The organism is Methylophilus sp. (assembly GCF_052173275.1).
Taxonomy (GTDB): domain Bacteria; phylum Pseudomonadota; class Gammaproteobacteria; order Burkholderiales; family Methylophilaceae; genus Methylophilus.
This window is the reverse complement of sequence record NZ_JBQMUL010000002.1, coordinates 622954-639013: the sequence shown is the minus strand read 5'-3', so window position 1 is coordinate 639013 and position 16060 is coordinate 622954. Positions and strand designations below refer to the sequence as shown.

18 protein-coding genes are annotated in these 16060 nt (G+C 44.3%); 6 read left to right on the top strand and 12 right to left on the bottom strand.

Going from position 1 to position 16060, the window contains the following annotated elements; all coding sequences use genetic code 11:
* Nucleotides 1-65 precede the first annotated feature (65 nt).
* From ACTS9Y_RS04645 to ACTS9Y_RS04605, 9 genes are all read right to left on the bottom strand, one after another.
* Nucleotides 66-1457, bottom strand: a complete 1392-nt coding sequence (locus tag ACTS9Y_RS04645) for a multicopper oxidase family protein (protein ID WP_442584810.1) — start codon at nt 1455-1457, stop codon at nt 66-68.
* 1 nt (nt 1458) lies between these two features.
* Nucleotides 1459-2838 (bottom strand): TolC family protein, encoded by a 1380-nt coding sequence (locus tag ACTS9Y_RS04640; protein WP_442584809.1) that lies wholly within the window; start codon nt 2836-2838, stop codon nt 1459-1461.
* Nucleotides 2828-4093, bottom strand: coding sequence for a DUF2231 domain-containing protein (locus ACTS9Y_RS04635; RefSeq protein WP_442584808.1), 1266 nt, complete (start codon nt 4091-4093; stop codon nt 2828-2830). Before ACTS9Y_RS04635 ends, ACTS9Y_RS04640 begins: the two co-directional genes overlap by 11 nt.
* Before the next feature lie 569 nt (nt 4094-4662).
* The gene (gene cueR / locus ACTS9Y_RS04630; protein ID WP_442584807.1) at nt 4663-5067 is read right to left on the bottom strand and encodes a Cu(I)-responsive transcriptional regulator; all 405 of its coding nucleotides are present in this window, start codon (nt 5065-5067) and stop codon (nt 4663-4665) included.
* Between the two features lie 62 nt (nt 5068-5129).
* Nucleotides 5130-5324: a heavy-metal-associated domain-containing protein gene (locus ACTS9Y_RS04625; RefSeq protein WP_442584806.1), complete on the bottom strand. Its 195-nt coding sequence runs from the start codon at nt 5322-5324 to the stop codon at nt 5130-5132.
* A 76-nt stretch (nt 5325-5400) separates the two neighbouring features.
* Nucleotides 5401-7896 carry a heavy metal translocating P-type ATPase gene (locus ACTS9Y_RS04620; RefSeq protein WP_442584805.1) on the bottom strand — a complete coding sequence of 832 codons (2496 nt, stop codon included), beginning with the start codon at nt 7894-7896 and terminating at the stop codon, nt 5401-5403.
* A gap of 117 nt (nt 7897-8013) precedes the next feature.
* A complete protein-coding gene (locus ACTS9Y_RS04615; protein WP_442584804.1) occupies nt 8014-8220 on the bottom strand; it encodes an antitoxin Xre/MbcA/ParS toxin-binding domain-containing protein in 207 nt (68 codons plus the stop codon).
* A gap of 131 nt (nt 8221-8351) precedes the next feature.
* A complete protein-coding gene (locus ACTS9Y_RS04610) occupies nt 8352-8660 on the bottom strand; it encodes a hypothetical protein (RefSeq protein ID WP_442584803.1) in 309 nt (102 codons plus the stop codon).
* A 19-nt stretch (nt 8661-8679) separates the two neighbouring features.
* A complete protein-coding gene (locus ACTS9Y_RS04605) occupies nt 8680-9126 on the bottom strand; it encodes a hypothetical protein (RefSeq protein WP_442584802.1) in 447 nt (148 codons plus the stop codon).
* 68 nt (nt 9127-9194) lie between these two features.
* Between ACTS9Y_RS04605 and ACTS9Y_RS04600 the strand changes: the two genes are divergently transcribed.
* Complete coding sequence (locus tag ACTS9Y_RS04600) at nt 9195-9476, top strand: helix-turn-helix domain-containing protein (RefSeq protein ID WP_442584801.1); 282 nt, start codon at nt 9195-9197, stop codon at nt 9474-9476.
* Here ACTS9Y_RS04600 and ACTS9Y_RS04595 read toward each other — a convergent pair.
* Nucleotides 9473-10366, bottom strand: coding sequence for an HNH endonuclease (locus ACTS9Y_RS04595; protein WP_442584800.1), 894 nt, complete (start codon nt 10364-10366; stop codon nt 9473-9475). The two genes, ACTS9Y_RS04600 and ACTS9Y_RS04595, sit on opposite strands and share 4 nt — an antisense overlap.
* Nucleotides 10367-10514: 148 nt before the next feature.
* Here ACTS9Y_RS04595 and ACTS9Y_RS04590 point away from each other — a divergent pair, with 148 nt between their 5' ends.
* Nucleotides 10515-11345: a hypothetical protein gene (locus ACTS9Y_RS04590; protein WP_442584799.1), complete on the top strand. Its 831-nt coding sequence runs from the start codon at nt 10515-10517 to the stop codon at nt 11343-11345.
* A 27-nt stretch (nt 11346-11372) separates the two neighbouring features.
* Here the strand turns inward: ACTS9Y_RS04590 and ACTS9Y_RS04585 are convergent, their stop codons facing one another.
* The gene (locus ACTS9Y_RS04585) at nt 11373-11990 is read right to left on the bottom strand and encodes a hypothetical protein (protein WP_442584798.1); all 618 of its coding nucleotides are present in this window, start codon (nt 11988-11990) and stop codon (nt 11373-11375) included.
* 31 nt (nt 11991-12021) lie between these two features.
* Nucleotides 12022-12675 carry a helix-turn-helix domain-containing protein gene (locus ACTS9Y_RS04580; protein WP_442584797.1) on the bottom strand — a complete coding sequence of 218 codons (654 nt, stop codon included), beginning with the start codon at nt 12673-12675 and terminating at the stop codon, nt 12022-12024.
* A gap of 94 nt (nt 12676-12769) precedes the next feature.
* On the opposite strand from ACTS9Y_RS04580, the gene ACTS9Y_RS04575 reads away from it, so the two are divergent.
* The 4 genes from ACTS9Y_RS04575 to ACTS9Y_RS04560 all read left to right on the top strand — a co-directional run bounded on the left by ACTS9Y_RS04575 (nt 12770) and on the right by ACTS9Y_RS04560 (nt 16054).
* Nucleotides 12770-13057, top strand: coding sequence for a helix-turn-helix domain-containing protein (locus ACTS9Y_RS04575; protein ID WP_442584796.1), 288 nt, complete (start codon nt 12770-12772; stop codon nt 13055-13057).
* A gap of 214 nt (nt 13058-13271) precedes the next feature.
* Nucleotides 13272-14801, top strand: a complete 1530-nt coding sequence (istA, locus tag ACTS9Y_RS04570; RefSeq protein WP_442584795.1) for an IS21 family transposase — start codon at nt 13272-13274, stop codon at nt 14799-14801.
* Nucleotide 14802: 1 nt separating this feature from the next.
* Nucleotides 14803-15555, top strand: a complete 753-nt coding sequence (gene istB / locus ACTS9Y_RS04565) for an IS21-like element helper ATPase IstB (RefSeq protein WP_442584794.1) — start codon at nt 14803-14805, stop codon at nt 15553-15555.
* Between the two features lie 172 nt (nt 15556-15727).
* Nucleotides 15728-16054, top strand: a complete 327-nt coding sequence (locus ACTS9Y_RS04560; RefSeq protein ID WP_442584793.1) for an ArsR/SmtB family transcription factor — start codon at nt 15728-15730, stop codon at nt 16052-16054.
* The last annotated feature ends 6 nt before the right edge of the window (nt 16055-16060 follow it).

Below are 16060 nucleotides of genomic sequence, written 5' to 3'. Positions count from 1 at the left end.
CTTGCGTATTTGCAAGCCGTTTGTCTTAGTTAAAAGCAATATCCAAAGTCTAAGTCACGACGATATTAATGACCAGAATGGTTAATTGGTTTTCTGACATTGACCTCCAACTCACCTTCAGTATGAGGCTTTTGACGCTCAACCTTGGATAAATCAACTTCAACTGCATGGGCTACAGTGCCGTTTGGATGTTTATAATCACCTGGATTTTTATAGTCATTTTTAGCGAGTCCATCTCGGACTTTCACTGTAGTGAACATCCCGCCCATCTCAAGCGATCCAAACTGTCCGTTGCCCATCATCATCGGTAAAGTGTTTTTCGGGAGTGGCATTTGCATTTCGCTCATTTCAGCCATTTCAGACATTCCTGTCCCACCCATAGACATGTAATCAGGAACAAGATTAGTGATCTTTTTCATCAAATCATTCTGCTTAACACCAATCATGGTCGGAAAGTCATGCCCCATAGCATTCATGGTGTGATGGCTTTTGTGACAATGGAAAGCCCAGTCCCCTGGCTCGTTAGCAATAAACTCAATAGCACGCATTTGGCCTACCGCTATGTCAGTCGTCACTTCAGGCCAGCGTGCAGTTTTTGGCACCCATCCACCATCAGTGCCGGTGACTTCAAACTCATGGCCGTGAATGTGAATTGGGTGGTTTGTCATTGTAAGATTTCCAATCCGTATGCGCACACGGTCATCCTTACGGACCACAATGGGATCGATTCCTGGGAAAGCACGGCTATTCCACGTCCATAAATTGAAATCAAGCATGGTATTCACTTTAGGTGTGAAGCTGCCCGGCTCAATGTCATAGGCATTAAGCAAAAACACAAAATCACGATCCACCGGCATAAATTTCGGGTTCTTGGGGTGTGTAATCCAACTACCCATCATACCCATGGCCATTTGTAGCATTTCATCTGCATGAGGGTGATACATAAATGTGCCGGGGCGTTTGGCTTCGAATTCATACACAAATGTTTTACCCGGCTCAATGGCTGGTTGTGTCAGCCCGCTGACACCATCCATACCGTTGGGCAAACGCTGACCATGCCAGTGCACACTTGTCCTTTCGGGTAACCGGTTTGTCACAAAGATACGGACGCGATCACCTTCAACGACTTCAATGGTCGGCCCAGGGCTTTGACCATTGTAGCCCCAGAGATTTGCTTTCATACCCGGTGCAATCTCTCTGACGACAGGCTCCGCAACAAGGTGAAACTCTTTGACACCATTGTTCATCTTCCAGGGAAGGCTCCAGCCATTCAAAGTAACCACCGGCTGATACGGGCGCCCTGTACCAGGATAAAGTGGCTCTTGTGTGTTTGCCACCTCAGAGGTGATGATTTCTGGAATGGCAGCTAATACCACTTTGCTTACCGCACTGGCTGCAACGCCAGCCATGCCAAGTCCAGCATATTTAAAAAAGTTTCTTCTATCCATAGTTGTCATTTTATTGACCTTCCATCAAACGAGGACTGGCGACTAAAGTAGCTTGCAATTCAGCATCAGCTAACCAAAAGTCGCGTAATGATTCGATATAGCCTTTTACGCTTTGTACTTGCGCCCTGGCATCGCCAAATAATTCAAATGGGCTTGTGAGCATGCCGTTGTAACGTAGTTGGTCCTCATACAATATGCGTTTGCGTAAGGGCACAATCTCATCGCGGATGTGACGAGTGACATCATGTTTGGTGCGATAGGTGTTATACCGCTCACGAATTTCTGATTGCGCATTAATAACCAACTGTGCAGTTTCCTGGGCGGACTGCATGTACATAGACTCTGCACGCGGCACTTTGGCCTGACTCCAATCAAACAACGGTATTTCAAATGAAATATCGATACCCTTTTTATAAGGCTCACTCCTTCTGCCTTCCAATACGCGTGCAGGGCCTAGTTCGATAACATTAATGAACCGCGTAGTTTTGGTCAGTCCAAGTTGCTTAGCCAAGGCATCCATTTCAGAGCGCTTAACCAGCAGGTCCAAACGTTGTTCATAGGCATTTTGTTCAAAGGCCTGTAACTCCGAAAGAGATTTAGGCAGATCAGGCAAACGGGATTGGATTTTGATCTCTGAGACTTTCACACCCAACTGTCTGGCCAGAGCCTCATATGCCTTTACTTCAGCGTTTCTTGCATTGGCATATTCAAGGGCTGCATCAGCATAGAAGCTTTGCTCACGTATCTGCTCTAATCGATTCCAGTTGCCGGTTTCATGCAGTCGTTTAGCCAACTCTGCACTGGCCTCTGCAGACTCTTTCACTTGTGCACTATACTTGGCCAATTCAGTCGCGGCCACAGCATTGAAATACGCAGCACGTGTCTGATAGGCGAGTTTCAGCACCTCTATGGCGGTAGATGCTTGTGCCTGGGCAAAACGTCTTTTTTCAACCTCTACAGCTTTAGGCATAGTGATCAATGAGAAGACGTTGAACGTGAATGCCTGCTCAATCTTGTACTCACCACCATTACGTGCATAAAGCATAGAGAAGCGCGGATTAGGCAATCGGCCTGCCTGTACAAGGTCTGCTTCCGAGATGCCCAGTTCATAGAATGAAGCCTGTAGGCCCTTGTTATTATAAAGCGCCACCTGTACTGCGCCCTCTACATCCAAAGGTTGTGCGAGCAATGTCTGAGTCTTGTCCTGCAGGGACTTCTTGGACTCTTCAGTCTTAGCCCATTCATACTCTTGTTTCAGGTGCGGTTGAGTTTGTTTTTGTACCTCATTCATGCCGCCATCTTTTGTGAAAGTCGCGCACCCACTTAATAACAAGCTTACGGCAACAAGAATGGCACTGCGTGCTCTGAGATTTTCAAAATTAGTGCGCATGTGAACCTCCTTCAGAGGGTGCATGTTGATGACCTGAATGACTGTCCTGAGCCGGGTTTGCTGATTCACTTGCTTCACCATGGTGGTGTCCAGCATGGTGATGGCTACCAGATGCAGGTAAAGATAGAACACCAATCCCATGGCGATAGACCACTTCACCACCCAGCCATGCCGTTGTCGCTACAGACAGGGATAAACCAGCTAGGCAAACTAATACGGGAATGGACATCGGGCTGTCCTGACGCGACTTCAACGAGTGCCAGATTGCAACAAGCACCAATCCAACAGCAGTAGGGATTGCCCAGGCTCGATGCAACAACATGGCAGCATGACCAGCATCATCGTGATTCATGATTGAGTTGAATGCTAGCCAACCAAAACCAACGGCAGCCACAGCACTCACAGCGGCTAGTATCAATACGTAAGATCCTGCGGCGGCCAATGAAGTGGACGATGCAGACTGGCGGAACAAGCGAGCAGTCAGGCCTAAAATGAATGCCACTATCGTCAACGCAATTGGGAAATGCACGACTGCGGGATGCAAATTTGGAATGATTTGGAAACTGGTGTGTTCTGAGGGCGCTTCTGGTTTAACGGCTTCTGAAGACTCATGGATATGGCTTGAGTGATCTTCTACCACAGGTTCACCCTCTGAATTTCCTTGCTCATCAGTCATTGATACAGCCTCTTCACTATCACTTCCTGAATGACTCATATTTTGCATGGAGTGATGATCCATGCCAGCATGGTTCATCATGGCATGGTCGTGAGTGTGTGCCGACATTTCAGGTGGAGATGATTTATGATCCATGCTTGCCATGCTGTGGCCCATATCCTCAGCCTGACTATTCATGTCACGCATTTTGCTATGGTCCATCCCCGGCATGCTGCTATGGTCCATGCCTTTCATATGGCCATGATCCATGGGTGGCATCTGTGACTTTGAGTCATGTGAAGCATGCGTATCGCCATGAGACATACTATGTCCCATTGCTTCATGATTCATTGGTTGATCCGAGGAGTGCTGCATCCCTGACATTTGATGTCCTTGGTCTGCAATTGAAGAATCTAGCGATTTCCAATCTGTTTGATTGTCACTACTTGTCGCCTTGTAATCTTCAAACGTGGACTGGTACGGTGCTGTGCTTTCTTCTGCAAGAGACGCACCGATACCAAACACCAATGTCATTGCAAGACATAGTAAGTATTGATTGAGAGACGCTATCCAAGCTCTCTTTAAGGTAGGAAATTTCATATAAACCTCTCATTTAGAGTTCCCAACATCCATTGGAAACGCATTCTTTTGGCTGCTCAAAGCAGGCAAAAGCATAGATTGCTGGCTAAAGACCTGATAGGACTGTAGCCAATAACATACTAAATGAGGGTGAGGCGTGGAGGTCGCTCAGGGCCGGAGGAGATGTGACTAGTGAAATCTGGAATAATGAAACCGATGACTTTACCGGCAACAGTCAAATGATGCTTGAGGTCATCACCCGACCCTGCAAAGGCGAAGCCTGAACAGCAGATTGAACATTTGGAACAATGATTACAAGCGTGCTTAGTATCATCTTGATGTTTGTGAGCATGGCTACCCACAGCACCCTCGTGGTGTTCATGGCTATGACCACTTACACTTTCATGGTTGTGCTGGCTTTGTGGCTTCTCACAATTCATCATGCTGACCGCTGCAAATCCCTGCACCGGTAAAATGATTGCAATAAGCCAAATAGCGAAGATGTGAATTAGCTTTCTCACGATAAGGTTATGATATACCTAAATTAAAAATGATTCAGTGGCAAACTGAAACTTTCCTATGAAATTACCTCATGTTTGATTAAGCGCAAGCTGCTCCAGGATTGGGCACTCTGGGCGATCATCCCCATTACAGCAATGTACTAGCTTTTGTAGCTCCGACTTAATCGACATCAGGCTTTGAATCTTTTGGTTTAAGGCTTCAACATGCGCATTTGCTAATTCTTTCACTTTACTGCTTGGCCGATTCGGGTCTTGCCATAAGCTTAATAATTCCTCAATTTGCTTGATAGAAAAGCCTAAGTCACGGGAATGTCGAATAAACCTCAACGTATGGATATCTTTTTCAGAATATTGACGATATCCCGCAAAAGTTCTTGAAGCGGCAGGCAACAGGGCGACGCTTTCATAATGCCGGATCATTTTGGTCGATATACCCGACGCCTTTGCAGCTTGCCCAATATTAAATAAACTCATCGTTCATGCCCAAGTGATAGGTAAAAAAAGCCTGCGGATATTACTCAGCAGGCAGGTAGGAATTACTTGGTTGCAGGTGGAAAGCCAGCATCTATAAGCGCTGAAACGATCTCGTCTTTTGCAACGCTGGTTTCAACGTTGACCGTCCTTGTAGGAGGGTCCGTTGTAATGCTTGCTTCTGGATCTATGGCTTTAATGGTACTTGTCACACCTCTTGCACATCCACCGCAGGTCATATTTTCAATATGAAATTCCATGATCAACTCCTTAAAGAATAATTGGTAGTGATACAAGCTTAAAGGTTCCAATAATGGCAAGGTCAAGCATTATTACTCAAAGATTTTGCGGATTGTTGAATTCGACTAAAGGTGGTTTGAATGTCCGTAAGCGCAAGGCATTCCCTAAAACGAATACGCTCGATAAAGCCATTGCTCCGGCAGCGAACACTGGTGAGAGTAATAAGCCCCAGGCAGGATAAAGTACCCCAGCCGCTACTGGAATCAAAGCCGTGTTATAGGCAAATGCCCAGAACAGGTTTTGATGAATATTCCCTATCGTTGCCTTGGATAAAGCAATCGCATTCGGCACTCCTTGCAGATTGCCAGACATCAAGACGACATCTGCTGATTCTACTGCGATATCGGTACCGGTCCCGATTGCCAGGCCTACATCTGCTTCTGCCAGCGCGGGGGCATCATTAATACCATCCCCCACAAAAGCAATCTGCCCATAAGTAGATTTCAAGCGGCGTACCGTGTCAACCTTGCCCTCAGGCATGACCTCAGCAATGACTTCATCAATGCCAAGCTGGCGGGCGATTGCATGTGCGGTCTTGGCATTATCCCCAGTAATCATAGCCACTTTGAGACCTAACTGATGCAGTGCGGCAATTGCACCAGGTGTCGAATTTTTTATAGGATCAGCGACTGCAATAATGCCAGCCAGTTGACCATTAATAGAGGCGTATAAAGGTGACTTACCTTCTTTACCCAACCGCTCAGCAGTTTGCGCAAAGACGTTCAAATCTAACCCCAGTTGGCGCATGAAGCGATCAGCGCCCACTTCCACGAGAGCACCCTCAACACTTGCTCTTACGCCCATACCAGTCACAGACTCAAAGTCTGTTAAAGACGGTAGTGATTGGCCATTTTCAGTAGCAGCGGCCACAATAGCGCGGGCAATTGGATGCTCAGATTTAGATTCAACCGCTCCGACTTTTGCAAGCAGACTGTTACGCTCGAAACCATCCGCAACTTCGAGGTCCGTGAGCACTGGCCGTCCTTCCGTTAGCGTACCGGTTTTGTCCACTGCGACGACTTTGGCATCCTTGAGTAACTGTAATGCTTCGCCTTTTCTGAACAATACGCCCAGTTCGGCACCTCGCCCCGTTCCAACCATGATTGAAGTCGGCGTGGCCAGTCCCATGGCGCATGGACAAGCAATGATCAACACGGAGACTGCATTCACTAATGCGAAGGTCAACGCAGGGGATGGACCAAAAATCATCCAGCTGATAAATGTTAGCAAAGCAGCACCCATGACGGCAGGTACAAACCACATAGTCACTTTATCTACGAGCGCCTGTATTGGTAGCTTAGATCCTTGTGCCTGTTCGACCATACGTATGATCTGAGCCAGCATGGTTTGATTACCAACGGCTGTCGCACGCATCTCCAACATCCCTTTCTGATTGATGGTGCCTCCGACTACAGAACTACCCAGGGTTTTCTCAACAGGGATGGGTTCACCAGTGATCATGGATTCATCAACGAAACTTTTACCATTGGTGACTTCACCGTCCACCGGCACTCTCTCACCAGGTCGCACTTCGAGCACATCATTGAGCACCACTTCATTGATAGGCACATCCAAAAAGCGATGATTGCGCATCACATGCGCTTCTTTTACCTGCATTTTTGCCAGGCGCTTGATTGCTTCGGAAGTGCGCCCCTTGGCACGAGCCTCCAGAAATCGGCCAAGTAATATCAAAACGACAATGACTGCAGCCGCCTCATAGTAGACATTGACCGTTCCTTCCGGTAACAGTCCAGAAGCAAAGGTCGCGACTATTGAATATACGAAAGCCGCAGCAGTACCTACTGCTACGAGCGAGTTCATGTCTGGAGCAAGCCTAAGCAGGGCAGGAAAGCCTTTCTGGTAAAAGCGCCTACCAGGGAAAGCCAGTACCAGAGCCGTCAACACAAACTGCATGTACCAACTAGTGTTCATACCAATGGTATCCATGATTAATTCATGAACACCTGGTATCAAATGCGCACCCATTTCCATTAAAAACACTGGTAACGATAGTGCTGTTGCGAGAATGAGATCCCGCTTCAATTTGAGTAATTCAATCTCTTTTTGATTTTCTGCTACAGCCTGTAAGGAGGATAGAGAGTCAACGACCTTAGCTTCGTAACCGATACGCTCGATCGCGGAAATCAATTCTGCTGGGTCAGCAGAACCATATATGGAGGCACGTTCAGTGGCTAAGTTAACTGTTGCTTCAACGACCCCTGGTACAGATCTGAGGGCTTTCTCAACACGCCCAACACATGACGCACAGGTCATGCCAATAACATTGAGTTCTATCTTGGATGTTGGAACTTCATAACCAACTTTATGAACAGCTTCGATCAAGGCTGTGCGATTTACCTCTTCGGTAACGTGAATAGTCGCTCGCTCAGTTGTCAGGTTGACTGAGACACTTTCTACGCCAGGGACCTTTGCTAAGGCGGCTTCAACACGCCCAACGCAGCTGGCGCATGTCATCCCTTCGATAGGAAGTGAGATATTTTGGATGGCATCGCTTAAAGTCTTTTTAGACATGCTCATAATCCGGAAACTTGTATTAACTATATGTTCAGTCTAAAGCTTCCCTCCATGGGAAGGTCAACTGATTTATTGTAAATTAAAGAATCCTATTAGGTAGCACTTTAAGCTAGATCAAACAACGCCTCCATAATTGATTGCGTTAAGAATTCTTTCAACCTTTACAAGACCAGCAGTTGATTCGCACATTGTCATGGGAGTCATGCATAAAGTAAGGTGATATTGATGAAGCCACTCATGAGCCTTAGATTCCGAACCAAAAGTACTGACCGCTAATTCATAAATGCAAGCCTTGTTATAAGATATGGATTCACGCTTCATTGTCTCAGCCTTAGCTATTCTAGTTGAAGATTAAACGTTAGTGGAATTGTGCATTTTATAGGCGAAAACGGACAAACCGATGGCGACAATCGTACCGATTACACTCAGGAAAATTGCTACATTCAGCATATTTATTCCTTTGTATTCCAAGCGTCTTTCGCCCATCTATCCTGAATAGCATTTTCAATCTCTTCAATGGTAGCTTTATAGCTGGTTTTATCGCTGAGCATACCAATATATCCACTTCTATCAGCATTATTTATCATTGATTGAAAAGCAATACTGCTACCAATAGAAATTTCTCTCTGGCTCATACGTAAAAGCTCTATCTCCTGATCGTTGAGCATGCCTGGGCCTTTACCTTCACGCAACTGCATTAGTTTGCGCGTGGATGGTGTTAGATAAGGGCCTTCTGATTTTTCATCGATTTTTTTACTCATGCACCACGGCCTTGTAATGTTATTCAATCTCACAATTTTCAGATGAATAAACTTTATTGATCTGTATGAGGCTTTCTTTCTTTGAAAGGCTAAACAATCGCCCATCATTGAGTTCGATAGTGACCTTCTCCACATCTTCAGTATTATTCTGGTAAACCGATTTGATTACTTCTTTTTGCCATGTCCTGGAGCCGTTTGTTTGCGTAGCGTTCATCAGATAAATATGGTTGATTTTTATATCGGTATTTTTGATTAAGCTTAGTAAATCATCATCAGCCCCAATAATTATCTCAATTGATCTTGCATCATCTTTTGTGGAAGAGCAATTCGCATGGAACCAGTAATCGCAATTAACTAAATAGGCATAACGCCAAAATTTGGGACGTAAGCCGTCCTCTTTGGACTTCCTGAACGGAACATTATCCTCATGAAGAGTTACTAGCATTATTTCGGAAAATTTAATCAATGTGTCCTTTAGATTATAGTCCTTTAGAACACATTTTGGCTATATAAGCTCCTTTATAGGGGCTTCATATGGAAATCCAAAAAGCACTAGGTTTGGCAATTAAAGAAATTCGATTGAGTAAAGAATTGACGCAAGAGTACTTTAGCGACATATCAAGCAGAACATATATGTCAGTTTTAGAGAATGGCAGAAAGAAACCCAGTGTTGATAAGATTGATAGCCTAGCAAATGCAGTCGGAGTGCATCCGCTGACAATACTTACTTTATCTTATCTGATTGCAAATGAAGGCTTGAGTTTAGCTGACCTGCAAAAGAAAGTATCTGATGAATTGAGTAGTATCAATCGCTAAACGCTAGCTGCAATAGCAGCTAGAAGTTCGCTGACAGTGTATGGAGGGTTTCTGTGGTGGGCCACATGGTGACATGAGGCGCACAGTGGAATGAGGTCTTTAATGGGGTCAACTTGATATGCCTCACCGATATCGGCTAATGGGGTCACATGATGAACATGAATGAGACCTTTACCAATAACACCATATTTGTTTTCATATACCAAACCGCATGCTTGGCACTTAGCTCCATAGTACTCAATACAAAGTCGACGAGCTTCTTCGTTTCGCTCATAACTCGTAAGCAGAACCTCTCTTGGTGTTCCCTCTGTTAGGTTCGGTGTTGGCAGTTGCTCAGTGCGAATAAACCCCGGGGGGAATATACCTACGGCGAAATCCCCCGCAATCCCAGTGACATCAGCATTCCAGGCTCCCCATTCTCCAATGTGCAAACTTGATTTAGGCGGGTTTTTAAGGAGTTCACTTACCATTTCTCCAGTTACTGGATCTCGCGAGATCTTAAGCATGTCAGTATTTCGTTCATGTAAATACTGAGCAGGCCACTCACCTAGTTGACCAAGCCAAGATTCTCCTTGTGCGTAACATTCTCTAGCGATTTCAAGGCATAGGTCATCTGGTGGTACGGCGATTGAAATGTAAAATGGGGGTGTTAACTCTCCAGCAGGCGGTGTTAGGTAGGCGTAATTTTTTGATTTTTTGACCAGTGTCCAACCTCTTCGTGGAAGGATTACACTAAGTGTCATAGAAGCACCAAAACGGTAGGTGAATGGCCCATATTTTTTTGGAGCCTTTCCACTTGGCTTGAGCTCAATGGATTTAGTTATCCATCCTGGGGGATAGTGTGTTTGAGCTGCAGCTTCAGTCAATGATGTTATGTTTTTTTGATCCATGATCCATTTAACCACTAAAGCATTAAAAAGTTGGAAGCAAAGTTAATATAAATGTAAGGCAACAGCAAGCTGACGAAAATGACCTCGTCGCTGTGAGGTTATTTGACGGACTTGAAGACATAAAATAGTCATTTGGGAGAATTGTTTAATGAACTGGATATTGGATCTCTTAACTTGGGAAAACATATTAAACTCAGCATTCACAACATCGTTGGTCGGCGCGTTAGCAGGTGCTTATGCTGGCGCCAAAGCTGCTCAAAATATTGCGGAGCGAAGTAAAGAGAAAGAGGAGTTCCAGACGCAGATACGAAATACAAATGCTGCAATTACTTTTTCATTTATGATTTGCAATGCTGCTATTTCTCTTAAAAAACAAAATACAAAACATCTAATAGACAGTTATTTCCAAGCAAAATCTGTTTATGAAGAATATCTTTTAACCAAAAAAAACGGGACTACCGCCAAAGAAGTCGTTTTTGAGTACCAAGCTAATTTATCTAGCTTACCAGTTCAAGAAGTGCCGTTAATAGCACTTCAAAAGCAGGTCTATGAAAACTTATCGATCACAGGTAGGCCTTTAGCGCTTGTATCTACTATTACCGCTATGCAATCGGCCCTGAACACAGCAATAGTAAAGAGAAATGAAATGATTCCAGAATTTCAGAAGCTCTCTTTGGAAGACCGTAAGGGCGCTTTTCTAGCCTTATATTTTGCAACGCCCTATGGGGAAGGGCACACCAATGCCCAATATCACGATTTGATGCAAGCAATACACCGCCTGAATGATGATGTCATCTTTTTCAGTCGGTTGCTGAGCAAGGATTTGGAGACTTATGGCAACGCAATAATGGAAAAATATAAAAGCAAGTTTGGAGATGTAATAGAGCGCATTCATCCAGCTAGACATGAAGATATGCCTGGCATTATTCCGCTGGATGAGAATTATCAAGATTGGTTTACCGCGTTCCCTCAGCAGTAACCTAGTTGCTCCACCGTTAAGAACAGACTAATTCTGATTATGAGTGTTGTAGCTCATATCAACAATGAATGAGCGCATTAGTAAACTATCCAAAATACTGCTGTTCGGGATGTCTTTAAGAATCCCAGATCGCTCCAGAATTCGCCAAGGAGCCACCATAAACTTCTTGGTGTAGTAAATACACAGTCCCCACACACTGAATATCATTCCAAGAGCTATAAAAACTGTCCATGGTGATGTTTGCGCAATGCTGATTGAGAATATATTCAGTCCACAAATAAAGCTGACAATTACAAAAAAAACGAACCCAAGCACGGGGGATACCCTATCTGGTGTTGCAAATACCTCGTGTTGTTTAACACTGATTTGGCCGGAGCCAACCAATGCTCTGACTTCCGGGTCGGTTAAGTTATATCGACGTTTGATGGCAATTATTTTGGATCGTACCGTCGCATTAGCAGTCAATCCAAATCGATACTTGAACATCCGTTGATTCGTAGCTGCTATCCTATCCAGGTCATCATCTGAACGAGTTGACATGTACACTCTCATGGAAGATGCTAAGTTAAACTCATAGTAATCTCGGTTAGCATTTCTTTGCTGATCAGCGATATTGATGTTTGTAGTGTTAGCTTGATTGGTCATAATAAATATCACTCTTAATGTGACTGAATAACTACCCTTCGTAGTAGTCTCTTCCAGCATTACGTTGATTAGAGCTTATGTTGAGGCTAAGGGATATCGGTTGTGTTTGTGTTAATAAGTTTATTGGATCTTTAGGAGTTCTGGATTCAAAATAGGCTACAGCAGATGCCATGATATTACGCTGACGTAATGTTTCATCGGTCAACAAATGGCCATTGTAAAGCTCAATCGCCAAGCCAAAATCCTCAGTTTCATGCTCTATATTATCCAGAAATTTTTTAATCTCGGAATCGGCTGCAGCCTCATTGAGCTTGTTATTTTGAATAAGCAACATGATGGACTTTGCGGCGACATCCTTCTCTAAGATAGCCTTTCTAGCAATTGATATTTGAAGTTGGATCATCTGCAGTAATGGAATATCAATTTGTGTTTCACCTTTTAAAGTGCCTTCACCAGTAAGTAGCCAGTCTATTGAAATGCCAAATTCGATTTTTATGGCGTAGAGGAATGCTGCTCCTGGCTTTTTAATACCTCTTATAACGTCGCTTACAAAACCTTGCGAAACCTTAAGCCGCCGGGCGAATTCGGCCTGACTCAGTCCAATCATTGCTAGCAATGAAGACAGTCTGGTCCCTAAGCTATCCAGATTAGAGGTGGGGGTTAAATCGATGTCTTGATTATTCATATCGGTATAAGATATATTATGCTATCTCTTAAGTTATAGAAAATACTCAATAGAGATAGATTACTCTTTAATTTACGCTGTGTCATTACTAATCATGGACGGAATTGAAATCAACTATCGCCTTCGCAAGCTTGGAATGAGCCAAGCGAAAATTGCACGAACCCTCGGCGTCGCCAGTGGTGTAGTGAGCAATGTGATCCATGATCGAACAACGGCTTATGCTGTAGCAAGCCATATCGCACAGTTATTACAGTGTGAAATTGAGGAACTGTGGCCCACACGCTATGTTTTTAAACCAAGAAAAACGACAACTCAGAATGATGGGAAAAACACGTGCGTGTTATTGGAAGGAGAAGTGAAATGCCCTAATCATCACGATTGATTCAATATGGGCCCATAAACGCAAAACCCGAGGATTCCGGCCTCGGGTTGCGAACTGCTATCAAGTAATCCACTTGAACCCGTAGTATCTGCGCCGCGCATGAAGATGTCAAGTCATGCGCGATGGGCTTTTTCATCCCTACTATTCAAAAGACCAAGTAAATGTTAAATGCACTTGGTCTGTTTAAAGGAGAAAATCCCTTATGCGGATTCCCATGCGTTTGCAGCGCGAAATTGCACGTTTGCATTTCCATACCCCTGAACAATCGTCACGCGCAATCGGTCGCGTTATTGGGGTATCTCCCAATACAGTTACGCGGATCATTAATGCCATCAAGAGTAGCAACATAAGCTCTGAAGAATTAACTCACTTAGACGATGATGCCTGGCATATAGCTCTCACAGACCCGGAAAAAGAAAAGCCTCAAAAAGAAAGACCAGATTGGGGAGAGATTCATCGGGAAATGCTTAGGCCAGAAGCTACTCGCGAGCAATTATGGCGAGAGTGGCGAGAAAACCATCCAGACGGTATAGGGTACTCACAATTTACTGCTGAGTATCGTAAGTGGAGAAGTGCACAAAGACTCGTGATGCGTCAAATACACCGTCCTGGTGACAAAATGTTTACTGATTTTGCAGGCCAAACCATAGAAATACGTAGCTTATCGGGAGAGCCATCACGGTATGCCCAACTTTTTGTGGCTGTGATGGGTTGCTCTAACTATGCATATCTGGAAGCAGTATGGCAACAAACATCAGAATGCTGGGTTAGCGCTCAAACCAATGCATTGGAGTTCTTTGGAGGCATTCCGAACTGGATTGTTAGTGACAACCTCAAGGCGGCTGTAAGTCGACGAGAGCGTGATCGTATAACTATCAATCCTGCTTACTCAGACTTTCTTCGACACTATGGGGCAGCTTCACTACCAACCAAACCTAAATCCCCTAAGCAAAATGCTAAAGCTGAAGCTGGTGTTCAGATCGCACAACGATGGGTACTGTTCGCCTTAAGAGATCGGATATTTTTTAGCCTAGAAGAAGCAAACCAAGAAATTCGTCGATTGAATATTGCTCTGAATGAGCGTCCTTTTAAGAAGATGGAAGGATGTAGAAAAAGTAGATTTGAAGCACTTGATTTGCCAGCCTTACGCCCGCTCCCCGAAACACGATATGAATATGCCAATTGGAGATATGCAATTCGAGTTGGAGACGACTATCTTATCGAACACCAGAAGTCCTTTTATTCCGTTCCATGGAAGTATCGTGGTGAAACAGTGGATATCAGATTCAATGATCGGATGCTTGAAGTATTTCGTAAAAATGTACGTATCGCTGTTCATGCAATCAACAATGAAATTGGAGGCCTTTCCAGGATAGAAGATCATATGCCGGCAGCGCATCGTAACGTTCTTGAAGGAGAGCCTCTAGCTTTACTCAAATGGGCAAAGAATACAGGCGAGCATACAGAAAGAATGATTACTTATCATTTAACTGAGCGACACGATCCAACTAACGGTCTCCGGGCTGCACGAAAAATGCGCGAGATTTCGAAGCTTTACGGCGAAGAACGCTTTGAAGCTGTATGTACCTATGCCCTAGGCTTGAATATCACAGCGCTTCGAAGCATTGAATCCATTATTAAAAATGATGCTGATTTGAGAGCTCACCATATTGGGGCAATTTCGCAGACTATAAATCGAACAGTTCACTCTGATGTTCGAGGACCAAATTATTTCGGAGACTGAGATGTCAATCGTTGAACAAACCCTATCAAACCTTCGTTTACTTAAGCTATCTGGAATGGCTGACACTTACACTTTGCAGCTGGATCAACCAAAATTGAATGCAAAATCGTTCGATGAGAGATTTGCCATGCTAGTTGATTACGAAATAACCAATCGCGAAACTCGACGTATACAACGGTTTATTAAGTCAGCGGGCTTTCCGGAGAGGTGCTCACTAGAGGATCTGGATGACAGGCCTAGTAGAGACTTGGATAAGCCATTGATTTCAACATTGGCGACATGTGAGTGGGTACATCGAAAGCAAAACTTAACGATCCGCGGTGCGACGGGTACTGGCAAAACATGGCTTGGAACGGCTATTGGAACCCAAGCATGCAGGCTCGGCATATCGGTGATCTACATACGTAGTAATCAGCTTCTTTCAGATATTGCAACTGCACTGGCTGACGGGTCATTAGCCAGCTTAAAAACCAAATTTATCAAACCGGCATTATTAGTTATTGATGATTTTGGACATGGCCAGATAAATATTACGGTTGGTCATGTTCTATTGGATATTATTGATCAAAGAATGCGATCAGGCTCTTTACTATTCACCACTCAATATCCTTTCGAGCAATGGCATGATTTGTTTCCTGACCCAACACTTGCAGACGCTATTTTGGATCGGGTAGTACATCAATCGCATGTTCTGCATTTAAAGGGCGAGTCAATGCGAAAATTGCGCGCAAAGAAAAAATTAACTGATCGCTAATCAAATCCTCTTAAGCTCCAAGCTGCCCGTTAAATTACCACTACTGCAGTTTGGGGCGCTATTGCGTTTCTAACACTCCTTGGTATGCCAGTTGAAGAATTTTAATTAAAAGCTTCATTGATAAAAAAGTATTATGTTGAATTATTTCTATATTTATGGAAATATAGAATCTATGAATAATAAAACAGCAGTCACACAACTCTCAGCAATCGCTCAAGAGGCACGCTTAGATATATTCCGGTTACTTGTTCAAGCAGGTGCTGAAGGTCTGCCAGCAGGTGCGATAGGGGAACAACTTAAGATTCCAGCCAGTACCTTGTCATTCCACTTGAAGGAACTGAGCCATGCCGGATTGATTAGCTCAAGACAAGTCAGCCGCTTCATTTACTACTCAGCCAACTATGAGTCTATGAATGCCTTGCTGGCGTACCTCACCAAGAACTGCTGTGCAGGTCAAGCTGTCTGCTGCCCTGACCTTAATTGCAACTCTGAAAAGTAGAACAAC